This is a genomic window from Clostridium gasigenes (genome assembly GCF_017348895.1).
Lineage (GTDB): Bacteria > Bacillota > Clostridia > Clostridiales > Clostridiaceae > Clostridium > Clostridium gasigenes.
The window spans coordinates 1286451-1302007 of sequence record NZ_CP071376.1 but is presented as its reverse complement, the minus strand read 5'-3'; the positions used below and the strand labels follow the sequence as shown (position 1 = coordinate 1302007).

The window sequence follows — 15557 nt, the reverse complement described above, 5'->3', positions numbered from 1 at the left end:
TATACAGTGAGATTATAGAAAAACAGTAGAATTACTATTACTTTTTTATAAAAAATTTACGAGTAAATATCTGAAAGTTCCACTTTTACATTTTCATTTTCACTTCTCACGTTGCCACTATAGCTTATATTCTGATTAAGTACCTTTCCTGAAGGAATTTTGACTGTAAATTTACTTCCTTTGCCAAATTCACTTTCAGCATATATAGTTCCACCATGTAATTCTACAATCGATTTAACTAAACTTAATCCAACGCCTGCACCTTCTGTCTTTCTTGATAATGATTTGTCTACCTGCTTAAATCTATCAAATATCATATCCAAGTTCTTTTCTTCAATTCCAATACCATTATCTTTTACTGATATTTCAACAAATTCATTCTTATCCTTAACATCTACAAATATTTCATTGCCTTCATTTGAAAATTTTATGGCATTTGATATAAGATTTAATATTATTCTCTCTATATTTTCAGGGTCACAAGCAATTATTTTTTCTTCTTTATCCGTATCAAAAATAATATTTAACCCTTTACTTTGAGTAAAATCAACTACAGACATCACTATTTTTTCTATAACTTCGACTATATTTTTGTTTGATAAATTCATTTCAAAGAATCCTGCTTCAATTTTTGATGTATCAACTATATTATTAATAAGTTTAGATAATCTATATGAGTTTTGTTTAATTGAGTTTATATACTTAATAATTGAATCCTTATTCTCGTCCAGTGAACCACTATTGCAATACATACTAAATAACTGGGCAGTTGCAAATATAACATTTAGTGGCGTTTTAAGTTCATGAGAGATATTAACAAGGAATTCTCCTTGTGCTTTATTAGCAATGATTAACTCCTTATTAGCAATAATTAACTCTTTATTAGCAATAATTAGTTCGGCTGCCCTATCCGCTTTCTCATTGCGTTGAAAGGCAAGCTCTTTATTAGCTATGATTAACTCTGCTGCTCTATCTGCTTTTTCTCTGCTTTCAAAGGCGAGTTCTTTAATCGCTATTATTAGTTCTGCTGCCCTATCTGCTTTTTCTCCACTTTGAAAGGCAAGCTCTTTATTAGCTATGATCAACTCTGCTGCCCTATCTGCTTTTTCTCCGCTTTGAAAGGCAAGTTCTTTATTAGCAATTATTAACTCTGCTACCCTGTTTGCTTTCTCTCCGCTTTGAAATGCAAGCTCTTTAATAGCAATAATTAACTCTGCTGCCCTCTCTGCTTTCTCTCCGCTTTGAAATGCAAGCTCTTTATTAGCTATGATCAACTCTGCTGCCCTATCTGCTTTCTCTCCACTTTGAAAGGCAAGCTCTTTATTAGCTATGATTAACTCCGCCGCCCTCTCTGCTTTTTCCCCGCTTTGAAAGGCAAGCTCTTTATTAGCTATGATTAACTCTGCAGCCCGGTCTGCTTTCTCTCCACTTTGGAAAGCAAGCTCCTTGTTAGCTATGATTAACTCTGCTGCCCTATCTGCTTTTTCTCTACTTTGAAAGACAAGTTCTTTATTCGCAATTATCAACTCTGCTGCCCTCTCTGCTTTCTCTCCTCTTTGGAAAGCAAGCTCCTTATTAGCTATTATTAACTCTGCTGCCCTGTCCGCCTTCTCCCTACTTTGAAAGGCAAGTTCTTTATTCGCAATAACTAACTCTGCAGCCCATTTTGCTTTCTCTTCACTTTCTTTAAATCTTATTTCCAGTTGATCTGTTACCGGTCTATAAAAATTATCATTCATATTACATCCCCTTCAGTACACTTTTATCGTTACCAATTCTCCACAACTGAATCTACTTTCCTTTCAATCTTATCACTTTTAAAATCTGTGTGTTTTTCGTACTTCTAATAATTGATTTAATAAAGATATCATTTTTTTATCCATATTATCAACTCCTATCTATATTATATCATTATAAATATTATTTAATTAAATTACCCTAATATCCATCATAAAAAGTGATTATATAAGCTTTCTCTCTAACATCGTGAGTTTTATTGGTACTCTCCAGATTTTTTTAATACCAGCTAATCTACTACATTCAAATTTCATAACTCCTTCTAAGTACATATAATCCTGACTTCCTTATGTACCCGATGTAAATAAAATAACTATTTACATCGGTTTTTCTTATAAAACTACTAATATTATTTAAATAATTTTTATAAATATAATAATACTTTCCTTTATAAAATAATACATATCTAATTTAAGTAAAAACCGCACTTGTAATTGACACAGTTCTCCGTAACTACTCCAAGTGAGGTTTTTCCATTCTATTCTTGTGTATATATTCTTCATAATTATGGCATAATTCTAAAACATAATCTTTTTATACATCATTTAAAAATTAAGATTAAATTCCTTGGTCTTGATATAGAAGTTAAAAGCAAAGAAAAAAGTGCCCCATCCTGCAAATAGTAGCACTTTTTCTTAATTAATATTCAATTAATTTCATCTAATAACCCTAAAACAAAATAAATGTTCTAAGGATTGCTTAGTGTTGACGCACTAAGCTTTTCTTATTTATATTATATCAAATTTTTATAAAAAATAAACATTAATATTTTAAATAACATTTCTAATCAGCCCGTCAACTTGGAATTTATTCATTAGAAAAATGCCTATAATACATATGCCAACACCAATAACCTTTTGTATAGTAAAGCCTTCTTATAAAAATAGTGCACTCGCAATTAAAAGAAGGGTTGCTATGCATATATTGGCTATAAGAGCACCTTTTGCTTATTTTCCATTCAAAACGATACATAATAATATATCCCCCTTCAATACCAACTACAACTAATCCAAATAAAATATTTGATATATTGATGCTTGAAATTTCAATAGTTAAGTTGTCTTTTAACAAACACCTCATTTCTTATTTTTTTGATTCTTCTGGTAAATAATTATACTCTTTAGTTATAATATTGCCCTCCTTAATACAAAAAGATTACTATATTGTGATAAATTGATAGTAGCTATATTTGATTACATCATTTATTTTTTATATATCATATCTATATGTGGAATATTATCCTCTAGATATTCTTCTGAAACTGCTTTAAAGCCAAGACTACTATAAAAATTTAGCAAATATACTTGTGCTTGAATTTTAATAGTTTCTTCTTTTAAATTGTTTTCTATAAACTCAATAGCTTTTAACATCATCTCTCTTGAAATTCCTTTACCACGATAATTTTTTTTTACGGCTACTCTTCCTATTGATATTTCATCGTAAGAAACTCCCTTCTCCAAAATTCTTAGGTATGCAACCACTTCTCCATTTTCTTCAGAAAATAGATGATATGATTTTAAATCTTTATCATCACAGTCAAGGTATGCACACTCCTGTTCTACAATAAATACTTTATTTCTTAATGCTAAAATTTTGTATATTTCTTCAACCTTAAATTGATTAAATTTTTTAATGTTCCAATTCATTAAATTACCTCCATCTACATCAAATATTAGATTTTAATATAATACTTAAATTCCCCTAATAAACACAAAAACACTGAGTCTTATTCCTCCTTAAAAAGGCCCTAATGGAATAAGACTCAGTGCTTTTTAACATTCTTACCCGGGGATAAGAATAAGCATCATATTATTTAATTATTACACATAGTATCATAGAATTAACTTTTAAGCAATAGTGGATTTAAACTAGTTGATAAATTCCTATTTGTCTTTTACTTAATATTATTACTTATAAAAATAACCCTAGGCAAGTCATATCAATACCTAAGTCTATAAACCTCATTTATTTATGATAAGGTTCACCGTAACTACTATAAGTGAGGTTTTTCCATTTTATTCTTATGTATACATTCTACATAATTATGGTATAATTCTAAAGCACAATTTAATAGTTAATCATAGGCTAATGGTATCACTTACCTCTTTTATGAATGGATGTTATACTTAATGAGTAATGACGTTTTAATATTACTATTTACTGGTGGATTTTTTTATTAGCACTATTAACATTTATAGTGTTACTTATACATAAAATATCCGTCATTAATCATGTTCAAGTGATATAGTTTTTTTCATTGAAAAAGGATACACTCAACTCTTTTTACCAACTTTAGTGTTATTCCAACAGAAATTTTATCCTAGAATCATTTTTGATAAAATCAAGGGTTTTGTCTTTTTTAATTGCCCCTTTTACTAATCGTTCATATTTATCTTTGTCCCAACTGTTGGTCACATTAAATTTCATATGCTTATATAGTTTTGACTTCTGGGAATCATTCATGCTACTTGCTTCATTCACCATATTTATAATCATTTCTATAGCTTTTTCTTTATCCTGTTTTTCTCTTGCTAAAGATAAATCTAATTGATATTTATGGTATGCTCCAAGATCAAATACTTCAGAAACATTTTTAGCACGCTCTATGTATTCTTCTGCTTCAATAAATTTCTTTTCTTTATATAACAGATTTATTATAAAAGATAAAGCAGCAAATGTTTCATGAGCGTTATTCCTTAATTTTTCTTCATAAATGCCATAAGCCTCATCAATTTTCCCACTACTTTCAAATAATAATGCCTGTTGAATTTTTTTATCCACCTCTACTTCTGGAATTTTATCCAATACTTCTTGAGCTTTTTTATACTCTTTTTTCTCCCTATACATTGCAGATAAATCTAATTTTGCCATAGAAGCTGTCTTTTCTTTACTGCTTGCCGCTACAAGTTCAAGCCAAGCAATGATTTTTCTTTTATATTTACCTTTTTCCTCAATTTGAGGCCCCAATAAATGTATTCTTAATACTGTTGATATCCAATATATCAACTCATCACAACTTGGATATTGTTTAATTAAATCACTGGCCTTTTCAAAAGCCTTTTGGAATCCCTCTTTTGATGCCATTTCACCTACCTCTTTTGTAAGATTTTTTACTTCCGCATCTGTTAATTCCTCATTAAATGCTAATAAAGTATTAACATCAATTTTTAGAATACGTGCAATAGGTGCTAGCAGTGTTATATCTGGATATGATATTCCTTTTTCCCACTTATTTACTGCTGGTGCACTTATATTTAAATAGTTAGCAACTTGCTCTTGAGTAAGATTTTCTTTTTTTCTATAATTTCTAATAACCTCACTTATTTTCATAAAATCAACTCCTCCATTTATTTATACATTTAATTAACTTAGGCCTTCGTTAATTAAATGATATCAAAGCTATATAATTTAAACAATTGAAGCATTTTCATCTTTTATTCATAAAAATTAACTATTAGTTAATTTAATTTTCCTAATAAAAATATTTAGCATCTTACTTGTGATACAGTATTTCCACTTGCAAATATAGCCTTAACCACGTTATATCAATGGTTAAGGCTAAAAAACTCCGTTACTTATGATACGGCTCATTTTTCATTATTCTAAATGCTCTATATACTTGTTCTAATAACATTACTCTAAATAACTGATGCGGAAATGTCATTTTTGAAAAGCATAGTTTATAGTTTGCTCTTTTTATTACATCTTGTGATAGCCCTAGGCTTCCCCCTATTATAAAGGTTATATTCGAGTTACCCATTACCCCGCAATTTTGTATGAACCCCGAAAATTCTTCTGAATTTATATGTTTCCCGTTTAAATCCATAGCTACCACATAGGCGTTTTCTCTCACTTTTGATAGTATAAGCTGGCCTTCTTTTTCTTTTATCTGAATTTCTTCCTTTTCAGAAGCATTATCTGGTGTTTTTTCATCTGATAATTCTATTATATCTAATTTACAATATCTGCTTAATCTTTTTGAGTATTCATCTATTGCTTCTTTTAAGTACCGCTCCTTAAGCTTTCCAACTGTAATTACCGTTATATTCATATCCTTTTCCTCCGTTGTTGTTACTAATGGACATTCAAAAGAATAACAATCCAAGCTACATATCTATTGGATTGTTATTTTTTTGAATATCCCTAATATTATATTATCATATTTTCTTCGCCCGATATATAATTATCAACATCTATTACAGGCGTTATATCAACTTCTTTTTTATTCTTAGGTAAATATATACTTAATATATCCGATTTAAATACTGCTGAAATTCTATTTATGTCAACATCATTAATTATAAACTTCTTTTCAATATCGGAATTGGGTTGTATTATTGCTACCATTTTATTTTTGCCATTTGTAAAAAATTGATTATTCTTTACTCTTACAGTTAATGTTTCTTCCTCATAATCCAAATCTATATCCTTTTTATTTACTCCAGGTAGCTTTCCTTCAATTAAATATCTATCCTCATAAGCCTTTAACTCTATATTCATACCATCTATTTTCTCAATTTCTTCAATCATACCACCTACTAAATCACTATTTAAAACAGTATCTACTATATTTTCTATAATATCCTGATTATTGATTACAGCCGAAAATGTTTGATTGAATAATTCATTAAACTCATTAGCAAAGCCGTTATTACTATCATTAGATCCATGACTAGTTTTATTATTTTTTTCATGCCTACTCTTCATATTACCTTTACTTACAGCTCTATTTTTTTTATTATTACCACTTATATTATTTTCTTGATTACCCATTATCCCGTTTATCATATTCATTATATTATTATTAGTTCCCTGATTATTAGTCATAGTTCCAATATTATTATTTCTCTGTTTGTTAGCCACACCACCCATATTATTATTTCCTTGACTGCCCATCATGCCGCTTAACATATTCATCATGTTATTATTATTTCCCTGGTTGTCAGCCATTCCACTCATATTATTATTTCCTTGACTGCCCATCATTCCGCTTATCATATTCATTATATTATTATTATTCCCTTGTCTATTAGCCACTCCACCCATATTATTATTTCCTTGACTACCCATCATTCCGCTTATCATACTCATTATATTATTGTTATTGCCCCGGTTGTTAGCCATTCCACTCATATTATTATTTCCTTGACTCCCCATCATTCCACTTATCATATTCATTATATTATTACTACTTCCTTGGTTATTAGCCATTCCACCCATATTATTATTCCCTTGACTACCCATCATTCCGCTTATCATATTCATTATATTATTACTACTTCCTTGGCTATTAGCCATTCCACCCATATTATTATTCCCTTGATTCCCCATCATTCCACTTAATATATTCATTATATTATTATTATTTCCTTGGCTATTACCCATTCCACCCATATTATTATTACCTTGATTCCCCATCATCCCACTTATCATATTCATTATATTATTACCATTTCCTTGGCTATTTCCACCCATATTATTATTACCCTGATTACCTAACATTCCTCCTAACATACTTACTATATTATTATTTCCTTGACCGTTAAGCATACCGCCTAACATATTATTAATTATAAAGGGAAACATCCCAGCCATATCTTTCTCCTAATTTAAATTTCTATACACTATATACCTATTCTATTAAATGGTTTTTGACACAAAAGGTCTTCTTTACTAAACATAAGTCATTTTCAAAAATAACAAGTCATTGCGCGATGCATATTAGCTTGTTATTTTTTTAAGATTCCTTCTCTTTATTATAATTAATTATATAAAAATAGAGCTCTGCATATGCAGAGCTCTATAAACTATTCGATAGTTTATTATTATTTACCACAACACTTCTTATACTTCTTACCGCTTCCGCAAGTACAAGGGTCATTTCTACCTATTTTATTTTCATTTCTTACAATTACAGATCCATTATATTGTTTTTTAATTTCTTTTCTCTTTTCGTCTGAGAATATAGCTTCCCATTGTGGAAGTGTATATAAATACTCAGCCTTAGCATCTAACATATTATAATATAATTTTTCTAGATTAATGTCTAAAACTAATTCCTCTGTGTTCTTTATAGTTTCTAAATCATATGATTTGTTTAAGCTATCATTGATTCCATCTGTGAATCCCATAACAAACTCTTCAGTTGTATTGTATTTTTTTGCAGCTTCTGAAATTACTAATTTCATTGAACCACTATGATTAGCTAATATATCTTTATATATAGCCGTTTCTACTTGCATGTATTCTTCCCAAAAAGCTTCTTCCCCTTTAACTTTAACATATTCAGTTACCATTTCTGTCCATTGCTTATATAAACTCATACTATTTTCTCCTCTTCTTGCTTTTTTATTTAAATTATTTACTATTTACTTTTAGTTCATAATCCGAAGTGTTATTACAATAGTTACATTTTTCATTAATACACGTTTCTATTATCGGAAATGTCTCTTGCAGATTAACGATATCATCCATAGCCTCTTCTACATGCTCTAAACAAGAATAAATAATTTTATTATTACTCATATAAACCACCTTCATTAACTAAAATTCTATTATGTTACTTGGATTATGTCTACTTGCCATAGCTAAGTAGATATCTTTATTTTGTTCTATACTATTTTCTTGTAGAACACTTAGTACTGTTTGATATGCTAAATCAGGATTATTATTAGTTCCACTTAAATGGCCTAATAACACTCTTTTTCCAATACCATATTTAAGTATATCAACAATTACTTTTCCACAATCTTCATTAGATAAATGTCCTACTTCGCTTAAAATTCTTCTTTTTAAGTTATAAGGATATGGTCCATACTTTAACATGTTAACATCATGATTGCTCTCAAGTAACAATACTTGTGAGTCTTTTATATTATCTCTTATTTCTTCAGTATATACTCCAAAATCTGTAGTCACGCTAGCTTGTTTACCATTTGAATGAACTGTATATCCAACTGCTGCAACTGCATCATGAGGTATATTAAAAGATTTTATTTCTAAATCTTTTATTTGAAGAGTAGATCTTCTATCCATTATTTTTATGTTATGTTCTTTTATTTTACCTATATTAGATTCCATAGCTGCCCAGGTATTAGCGTTTGCATATATAGGAATATCATACTTCCTTGATAATACGCCTACGCCTTTTATATGATCTGAATGCTCATGAGTTATAAAGATTCCATCTATACTATCTGAATTTTGCTCTATACTTCTTAGCGCTTCATCTATTTTTTTTCCTGGTAACCCTGCATCTATTAATATTTTAGCCTTTTCAGAAGCAATAAAAATACTATTTCCACTACTTCCACTATATAACGAGCAAAATTTCATTTATTTTACCCCCGTATAGGGCTCTTTAAAAAATAACTAGTCAGATTTTGGTCTATCTTGCACTATGCCGCATTACAATAAGAACACATAGACTTACTATCTGTTGTTTATTGTTCTTAACCTAGCACAAAATATCCTATAAATCTTTGACTTGTTATTTTCTTCTAGCTCCCTTATCTAACTTCTCTTCTTATATCTGCACCTAATTCTCTAAACTTATCTTCTATATGTGGGTATCCTCTGTCAATATGCTCTATTTCAACTATTTCAGTCTTTCCTTTAGCCATTAACCCAGCTATAACCATAGCTGCTCCAGCTCTTAAATCAGTAGCTGTAACTAAAGCTCCAACTAATGATTCACAGCCTTCTATTATGGCCGTTCTACCTTCAACTTTAATATTTGCACCCATTTTATTAAGTTCATCTGCGTGCTTATGTCTGTTTTCCCATATACTTTCTGAAATTAAGCTCTTTCCTGGGACAATACTTAAAAGTGCTGCCATAGGTTGTTGTACATCTGTTGGAAAACCTGGATATGGTGCTGTTTTAACGTTAACACCCTTAAGTTCCCCTTCAACTGTTACTCTTACACTATCATCGCCTTCTTCTACCGTAGCTCCCATTTCAATAAGTTTCGCACTTATTGATTCTAAATGCTTTGGTATTACATTTGAAATAGTTACATCGCCTCTTGTTGCCACTGCTGCTATCATAAATGTTCCAGCTTCAATTTGATCTGGTATAACACTATAGTTACATCCTGTTAATTTTTCTACGCCTCTAACTCTTATTATATCTGTTCCAGCACCTTTTACATCAGCGCCCATAGTATTTAAGAAGTTAGCCACATCTACAACATGAGGTTCTTTCGCTACATTTTCAAGTACAGTAGTTCCTTCTGCTAAAGTAGCTGCTATCATTACGTTTATTGTAGCTCCTACTGAAACAACATCAAAGAATATATTAGCCGCTTTAAGTTCTTTCGCATTAATTATAACTGCTCCATGTTCTATTACAACTTCTGCACCTAATGCTTCAAATCCTTTTATATGTTGATCTATTGGTCTCACTCCTATAGGGCATCCCCCTGGAAGTTCAACTCTTGCTTTTTTAAATCTAGTTAATAATGCTCCAATAAAATAGTAAGACGCTCTCATCCTTCTTACATCTTCGGTACATGCGTCTAAATTATTTACATTTGTAGCATCAATTTCTAGAGTATTATTGTCTATTTTTTTAACAATACACCCTAAACTTAAAAGTATTCTTTCTAAACAATGTACATCTTCTATGTCTGGTATATTGTCTATTATACATTTGCCCTCGCTTGCTATTATAGCCGCTGGTAAAATAGCCACTGCTGCATTTTTAGCACCAGTTATATTTACCGATCCTTTTAGAACTTTTCCTCCATTTATAACTAATCTTTCCATCCGCTTCACCCTTATCATACTTTATATATATTAATCTTTCCTATTCTTCTAACTGTTATCCATTTTTTCTTATAAAAAGTATCTTTATTTTATTAACTTACATAATTAATAAATCTACTTTATCTATTATAACATAAATCAAACTTATTTATATACACTTTTTCTTCCAAAATTCTCATTTAGTTAATAATAAAAGCTATGATGAAAAATCATCATAGCTTTTATTGTTTTTTTTTGTAATTTTTTTGATTATATTAGTCTAACACGAAAGATTTACAATCTGTACATTCTACCACTGTAGGATTTTTTTCATGTGTTCCTACTTGTATTTGTTCTAATGAACAATAGGCTTCAGCTTTATAGTGATATTTGCATTGGTTTATATCACATTTAATAGAATTATTTTTTTCCATTTGTAATCACACCTTTCTTTACTAAGATATATTTATTATGTTCTATTTGCTTAAAATTATTCTAACGCTTTTTATATCACTATGTTATAATTTATATATAGTTTATAGATTAAACTATAAACAAATTTAACTTGAGAGGTTAAATCTATGAGATATTACTTAGTGGCATTGTTTGATGATGAATCTTACAAAAATTTAAATCCTATTCAAAGAAATCTTTCTAAAAAATATAGAGCTAATAGAAATTCACCTATACCTTATATACCTATAGAAGCATTAGAAAACCCTAATCTTGATAAATTAGATTTAGTTGTAGAGAAAATTCTTAAACCTTATAAAATCTTTACAGTTGAAGTATCTAATATAGCTTGTATTTCAGAAGTTAATAAAACTCTGAATATAAAAATAGAAGATATAGGATATATAAAAAGACTTAATAGGTTAATGAATGATACTTTAAAGTTACATGGCTTTAATATAAGAAATTATAATAATAACGACTTAAATATGCACATAGCTTTAGCAAACCTTAACTATGTTGCTAAAGATTTTAAAAAGTCAGATGATGATAATTTCTCATCTACATTTAATACTTTATATGTAAATAGAATAGAACTTTGGAAGATTTCTAATAATAAAAAAGAAACTTTAATTAAAAGTTATAAATTAAAAGAAAAGTTTTAATTTATAACTATAAAAAATATGTAATATTTTTTTAAAAAGTGCTAAATACTAATTGTATAGGCACTTTTATTTTGCATTTTTTTAAATATTAAAAATTTATTTTTTTGTATTCGTTTACTGCTCTTTTCTTTCTTCAAAAATTTTTGTAAACTATAATAGATTAATCCTTAAGAATAGGGGGATACTTATGAATATTATATCTCTTTTTGAAGCACAAAGAGAAAACAACAAAAAAATTACTATTGATAAGAATTTAAACCAATATAAACTTTCAGCTAGAAAGCATCTTGAACTATATATTAAACTTAGTTCTCTTGCAGATCAAACTAAATGTCATACATATTGGTTACACTGCAACTCTGAAATTGACAAAGAGATTATTTTAAACAACTACTTAGACTTTTTAGGTCAAATATTAATCTTAGGTTTAGATTGTAATTATACAGATATTACTGAAATTAAAGCTTTACCTAATGATTATTGTTTAAGCGACCAATTTTTAAATCTATATATAGACATAAATGATTTGATAACTTCATCTTCTAAAGATCATTACTTAACAATTTTAGAAGATTTTATCAGTCTTGGAATTACCTTAGGTTATTCTGAAAATAAAATTACAGAATCATTTATCTTAAGATAATTTTAAACCTTCTATTTATTTAGAAGGTTTTTTTTTTAGGAATAGTAAAATGAATGACTAGTCAAAGATTCTTAGGCATATTCAATACTTAAAGTGGAATACTAACTTTGAGGTGAATTAAAATGATGGCAATTATATCTGCAATAATTTCTGGTATTTCTATGAGTTTACAAGGTGTTTTTAATACCCGGCTTGGGGAAAAAATAGGTACTTGGGAGACTAATGTGTTTGTTCAAGCTAGTGGATTAGCACTTACTTTAATTATTTTAATGTTCTTTGGACGGGGTAACTTTAAAAATATTAAAGAAGCTAACAAACTTTATCTTTTAGGCGGTGTACTCGGAGTAATAATTATATTTACTGTAATGAAGAGCATTGGTTCTCTTGGTGCAACTTGTGGTATATCTATTATCTTAGTAGCTCAATTACTTGCCGCTGCTACTATTGATGCGTTGGGTCTTTTTGGAAGCAAAAGAATTCCTTTTAACGCTAAGGAATTTATTGGTGTTGCAATTATGATAATAGGAATTCTCATCTTTAAATGGAAATGTTAATTATCAAAAAATTGTTTTTATTTTATCATTAACAAAATTGAACATTTTAATATACTATATAATGTGACTAATTTTAGGAGTTTTATATGTTCTCATTTAAAAGTAAGCTAGAACTTAATCTTAAAAACTGTATGGCATCTAAATCCACTAAAAACTATCGAGTGATTATTAAGTGTAAAAACTTTCAAGAAAATATAGTTAAAAAGATACCTACTTATAAAGGTGAAGTTTTACATTGTATAAAAGGCTACAATTTAATCTCTGCCCGTTTAAATTCTAAAGGAATAGAACGTCTTTTAGAATACCCAGAAGTAGAATATATTTGTTTTGATGAATATTTCTTCTTGTGTGGAATGAGCATTCCAACTGCAAACAAGGTGAGATTATCTGATAAATCTAACATAACAGGCAAAGGAATTGGTATAGGTGTTATCGATAGTGGAGTTTATCCTCATACTGATCTCTTGACTCCTTATAATAAAATTGGATCCTTTATAGATTTAATAGATGGGCTTAATTATCCTTATGATGATAATGGTCACGGAACTTGTACTTGTGGCATAATAGCCGGTAGTGGTGAACGTTCTAATAAAATGTACTGCGGCGTTGCCCCACAAAGTACACTTCATTGTTACAAAGCCTTTGATAAGCTTGGAAAAGGTTTTGTATCTGATATATTATATGCTTTAGAATTAATTCTATTAGATAGTGAAAAATATAATATAAAAGTTCTTTGTTTGCCATTTGAATTACTTCACTATAACCCTTTTATAATATCTTGTTTCAATAGTATATTGGAACAATTTACTATTAAAGGAATAGTTCCTGTTCTTCCTAGCGGTAGCAATAAAAATGTGGAAGGTTCCCTAACAGGTATTGCATTGTGTACAAACTGCATAACTGTATCTGGTTTAGATACTAGTTCATCACTAAAACCATATACCTATTCATCTTCTGGACTATCTAAAAAGGGATCTAAGCCTGATTTATGTGCAGCTTGTGTAGATATTGTTTCTCTTAACAGTAATATAAGTTATATTTCTGAAAAAAATGGAATAAAACTATATCCTCACAAGTTAGAAACATCCTATAAAACTTTTAGTGGGACTTCTATAGCTGCTGCTTATATATCTGGCTTATGCGCTCTATTATTTGAAAATAACCCCACTTTAACTTTTAAAGATATTGTTTCTCTTCTCAAGGTTTCTTGTGAAGAATTAGATATTCCCCGAAGTTTTCAAGGGGATGGAAAGGTAGATATAAATAAGATACTTTCAAAAAAATAAAAAAAAGGTGCATTATTTTATATAATGTCACCTTTTTTATATAATTTAATTATCTTCTAAAAATTGATAGGTTACTATTATAATTTTTTTCAGCTTCTTTATCCCATTAAATATTCTGATGGGTTAACTGCTTTTCCACCAACTCTAAGTTCAAAATGCAAATGAGGCCCCGTGCTAAATCCAGTATTTCCTACCAGCCCTATTACATTACCTTTTTCTACTTTATCTCCAACCGAAACATGAATATTACTTAAATGAGCATAATATGTAACCATTTCATCAGCGTGTTTTATCATTATTAAATTACCATATCCACCATCGTTATACTGTGCATATGTAACCTCTCCATCAATAGCTGCCATAACATCATCACCTACATTACCTGCTATATCTATTCCCTTATGGAATGACTCCCATCTAGCACCATAATCCGATGTAGTGAATCCACCCCTTGTTGGTCTACTTAAAAATGCTATACCATCATCATAAGGATTTTTACTTCCCCTATGCACAACTGTATTTTGTGCAGAAGCTAAAACTTCCTCTTTTAACACATTGCTATAACTAACTTCACCATTACTATATACTACTTCTTTAGAAACTATCTTTTTACCACTTTTTCCAGTTTTTTCTTCTATTTGCCCTAAGTACATAGTATCATCATTAACTGTTATAGTATCTGCTAGAATTTCTTCTTCTACAATTTCTTTTACTTTAATATCTATATTTAATAACCCATCTTCATTTATAGAAGTCTTATATATTTCATTTGAAATTTCATCTTGTGTTTTTACATCTGCAATATTTATTGTTGTTTCTTCTACATCTATTTTACATTCAATATCTACTGATATTAAATCCTCTTTTACTATATCTAATGATTCTATATATTTATCCGTTACTAGCTTTAATACGTCATTGACATTTTTATCTGAATTTATATATCCAAAATTCTTTCCTGATATCTTTAATTCAAACGCACGCGCTTTACCGTTAATAGATCCTAATATACCTTTTTCTATTTCTTGCTTATTACTTAGTAATATAGTATTATCCTTTATTTTTTTGAATTCAACCTTATTTTTTTCTATGTCAACATTTTTATATTCTGTGCCTATTGTTGTAATTAATTCATTATAAACCTTCACCGTTTCTCCTCGGCTTTCTACATAGCCTATTATTTTTCCGTCTATATATGCCTCTAAATTATTAAACTTACCATCTACCACTATAATTATTAATAGGGGTAATAATATTGATAATGCCAACTGTATCGAGGCACTAACTATATCCTTTTTAGAAACCATGTTTTCTCCTTTCATTTTTAAACAATTATTTTACAGCACATCTACTACTTTTCCCTATTCTTCCTATAATATTCTTTTTATAATTCAATTGTTATGTTGAGGGTT

Annotated in this window: 15 protein-coding genes; 4 read left to right on the top strand and 11 right to left on the bottom strand. The window is 29.1% G+C overall.

Annotated elements, in window-relative coordinates; genetic code table 11:
* Positions 1–56: 56 nt before the first annotated feature.
* The 10 genes from J1C67_RS06405 to J1C67_RS06360 all read right to left on the bottom strand — a co-directional run bounded on the left by J1C67_RS06405 (position 57) and on the right by J1C67_RS06360 (position 10978).
* A complete protein-coding gene (locus J1C67_RS06405) occupies positions 57–1739 on the bottom strand; it encodes a sensor histidine kinase (RefSeq protein WP_207253564.1) in 1683 nt (560 codons plus the stop codon).
* 1260 nt (positions 1740–2999) lie between these two features.
* Positions 3000–3443 (bottom strand): GNAT family N-acetyltransferase, encoded by a 444-nt coding sequence (locus J1C67_RS06400; RefSeq protein ID WP_167867198.1) that lies wholly within the window; start codon positions 3441–3443, stop codon positions 3000–3002.
* A gap of 652 nt (positions 3444–4095) precedes the next feature.
* Entirely contained in the window at positions 4096–5127 is a 1032-nt protein-coding gene (locus J1C67_RS06395; RefSeq protein ID WP_167867197.1) for a helix-turn-helix domain-containing protein, read from the bottom strand.
* A 241-nt stretch (positions 5128–5368) separates the two neighbouring features.
* Entirely contained in the window at positions 5369–5848 is a 480-nt protein-coding gene (rlmH, locus tag J1C67_RS06390; protein ID WP_167867196.1) for a 23S rRNA (pseudouridine(1915)-N(3))-methyltransferase RlmH, read from the bottom strand.
* 98 nt (positions 5849–5946) lie between these two features.
* The gene (locus J1C67_RS06385; RefSeq protein WP_167867195.1) at positions 5947–7392 is read right to left on the bottom strand and encodes an Hsp20 family protein; all 1446 of its coding nucleotides are present in this window, start codon (positions 7390–7392) and stop codon (positions 5947–5949) included.
* Positions 7393–7622: 230 nt separating this feature from the next.
* A complete protein-coding gene (locus J1C67_RS06380) occupies positions 7623–8120 on the bottom strand; it encodes an SEC-C metal-binding domain-containing protein (protein WP_089972108.1) in 498 nt (165 codons plus the stop codon).
* A gap of 34 nt (positions 8121–8154) precedes the next feature.
* A complete protein-coding gene (locus J1C67_RS06375) occupies positions 8155–8322 on the bottom strand; it encodes a CxxH/CxxC protein (RefSeq protein ID WP_207253563.1) in 168 nt (55 codons plus the stop codon).
* A gap of 18 nt (positions 8323–8340) precedes the next feature.
* On the bottom strand, positions 8341–9132 hold the full coding sequence (locus tag J1C67_RS06370; RefSeq protein ID WP_089972113.1) for an MBL fold metallo-hydrolase: 792 nt from the start codon (positions 9130–9132) through the stop codon (positions 8341–8343).
* 173 nt (positions 9133–9305) lie between these two features.
* Complete coding sequence (locus J1C67_RS06365; RefSeq protein ID WP_089972115.1) at positions 9306–10565, bottom strand: UDP-N-acetylglucosamine 1-carboxyvinyltransferase; 1260 nt, start codon at positions 10563–10565, stop codon at positions 9306–9308.
* Between the two features lie 254 nt (positions 10566–10819).
* A complete protein-coding gene (locus J1C67_RS06360; RefSeq protein WP_167867194.1) occupies positions 10820–10978 on the bottom strand; it encodes a DUF1540 domain-containing protein in 159 nt (52 codons plus the stop codon).
* 147 nt (positions 10979–11125) lie between these two features.
* Between J1C67_RS06360 and J1C67_RS06355 the strand changes: the two genes are divergently transcribed.
* The 4 genes from J1C67_RS06355 to J1C67_RS06340 all read left to right on the top strand — a co-directional run bounded on the left by J1C67_RS06355 (position 11126) and on the right by J1C67_RS06340 (position 14145).
* Positions 11126–11662: a hypothetical protein gene (locus tag J1C67_RS06355; RefSeq protein ID WP_089972119.1), complete on the top strand. Its 537-nt coding sequence runs from the start codon at positions 11126–11128 to the stop codon at positions 11660–11662.
* Between the two features lie 187 nt (positions 11663–11849).
* Entirely contained in the window at positions 11850–12305 is a 456-nt protein-coding gene (locus J1C67_RS06350; protein ID WP_089972121.1) for a dUTP diphosphatase, read from the top strand.
* Positions 12306–12427: 122 nt separating this feature from the next.
* A complete protein-coding gene (locus tag J1C67_RS06345) occupies positions 12428–12859 on the top strand; it encodes a DMT family transporter (RefSeq protein ID WP_167867193.1) in 432 nt (143 codons plus the stop codon).
* A gap of 86 nt (positions 12860–12945) precedes the next feature.
* Positions 12946–14145, top strand: a complete 1200-nt coding sequence (locus J1C67_RS06340) for a S8 family serine peptidase (protein ID WP_167867192.1) — start codon at positions 12946–12948, stop codon at positions 14143–14145.
* A 98-nt stretch (positions 14146–14243) separates the two neighbouring features.
* On the opposite strand, the gene J1C67_RS06335 is transcribed toward J1C67_RS06340, so the two are convergent.
* Positions 14244–15467 (bottom strand): M23 family metallopeptidase, encoded by a 1224-nt coding sequence (locus tag J1C67_RS06335; protein WP_167867191.1) that lies wholly within the window; start codon positions 15465–15467, stop codon positions 14244–14246.
* Positions 15468–15557: the final 90 nt, after the last annotated feature.

Excerpts from the sequence above, each read along its gene's own strand:
- J1C67_RS06370 (WP_089972113.1), bottom strand. The coding sequence starts at position 9,132 with ATGAAATTTTGCTCGTTATATAGTGGAAGTAGTGGAAATAGTATTTTT.
- J1C67_RS06360 (WP_167867194.1), bottom strand. The coding sequence starts at position 10,978 with ATGGAAAAAAATAATTCTATTAAATGTGATATAAACCAATGCAAATAT.
- J1C67_RS06395 (WP_167867197.1), bottom strand. The coding sequence starts at position 5,127 with ATGAAAATAAGTGAGGTTATTAGAAATTATAGAAAAAAAGAAAATCTT.
- rlmH (WP_167867196.1), bottom strand. The coding sequence starts at position 5,848 with ATGAATATAACGGTAATTACAGTTGGAAAGCTTAAGGAGCGGTACTTA.
- J1C67_RS06400 (WP_167867198.1), bottom strand. The coding sequence starts at position 3,443 with ATGAATTGGAACATTAAAAAATTTAATCAATTTAAGGTTGAAGAAATA.
- J1C67_RS06340 (WP_167867192.1), top strand. The coding sequence starts at position 12,946 with ATGTTCTCATTTAAAAGTAAGCTAGAACTTAATCTTAAAAACTGTATG.
- J1C67_RS06380 (WP_089972108.1), bottom strand. The coding sequence starts at position 8,120 with ATGAGTTTATATAAGCAATGGACAGAAATGGTAACTGAATATGTTAAA.
- J1C67_RS06335 (WP_167867191.1), bottom strand. The coding sequence starts at position 15,467 with ATGAAAGGAGAAAACATGGTTTCTAAAAAGGATATAGTTAGTGCCTCG.
- J1C67_RS06375 (WP_207253563.1), bottom strand. The coding sequence starts at position 8,322 with ATGAGTAATAATAAAATTATTTATTCTTGTTTAGAGCATGTAGAAGAG.
- J1C67_RS06385 (WP_167867195.1), bottom strand. The coding sequence starts at position 7,392 with ATGGCTGGGATGTTTCCCTTTATAATTAATAATATGTTAGGCGGTATG.
- J1C67_RS06345 (WP_167867193.1), top strand. The coding sequence starts at position 12,428 with ATGATGGCAATTATATCTGCAATAATTTCTGGTATTTCTATGAGTTTA.
- J1C67_RS06350 (WP_089972121.1), top strand. The coding sequence starts at position 11,850 with ATGAATATTATATCTCTTTTTGAAGCACAAAGAGAAAACAACAAAAAA.
- J1C67_RS06365 (WP_089972115.1), bottom strand. The coding sequence starts at position 10,565 with ATGGAAAGATTAGTTATAAATGGAGGAAAAGTTCTAAAAGGATCGGTA.
- J1C67_RS06355 (WP_089972119.1), top strand. The coding sequence starts at position 11,126 with ATGAGATATTACTTAGTGGCATTGTTTGATGATGAATCTTACAAAAAT.
- J1C67_RS06405 (WP_207253564.1), bottom strand. The coding sequence starts at position 1,739 with ATGAATGATAATTTTTATAGACCGGTAACAGATCAACTGGAAATAAGA.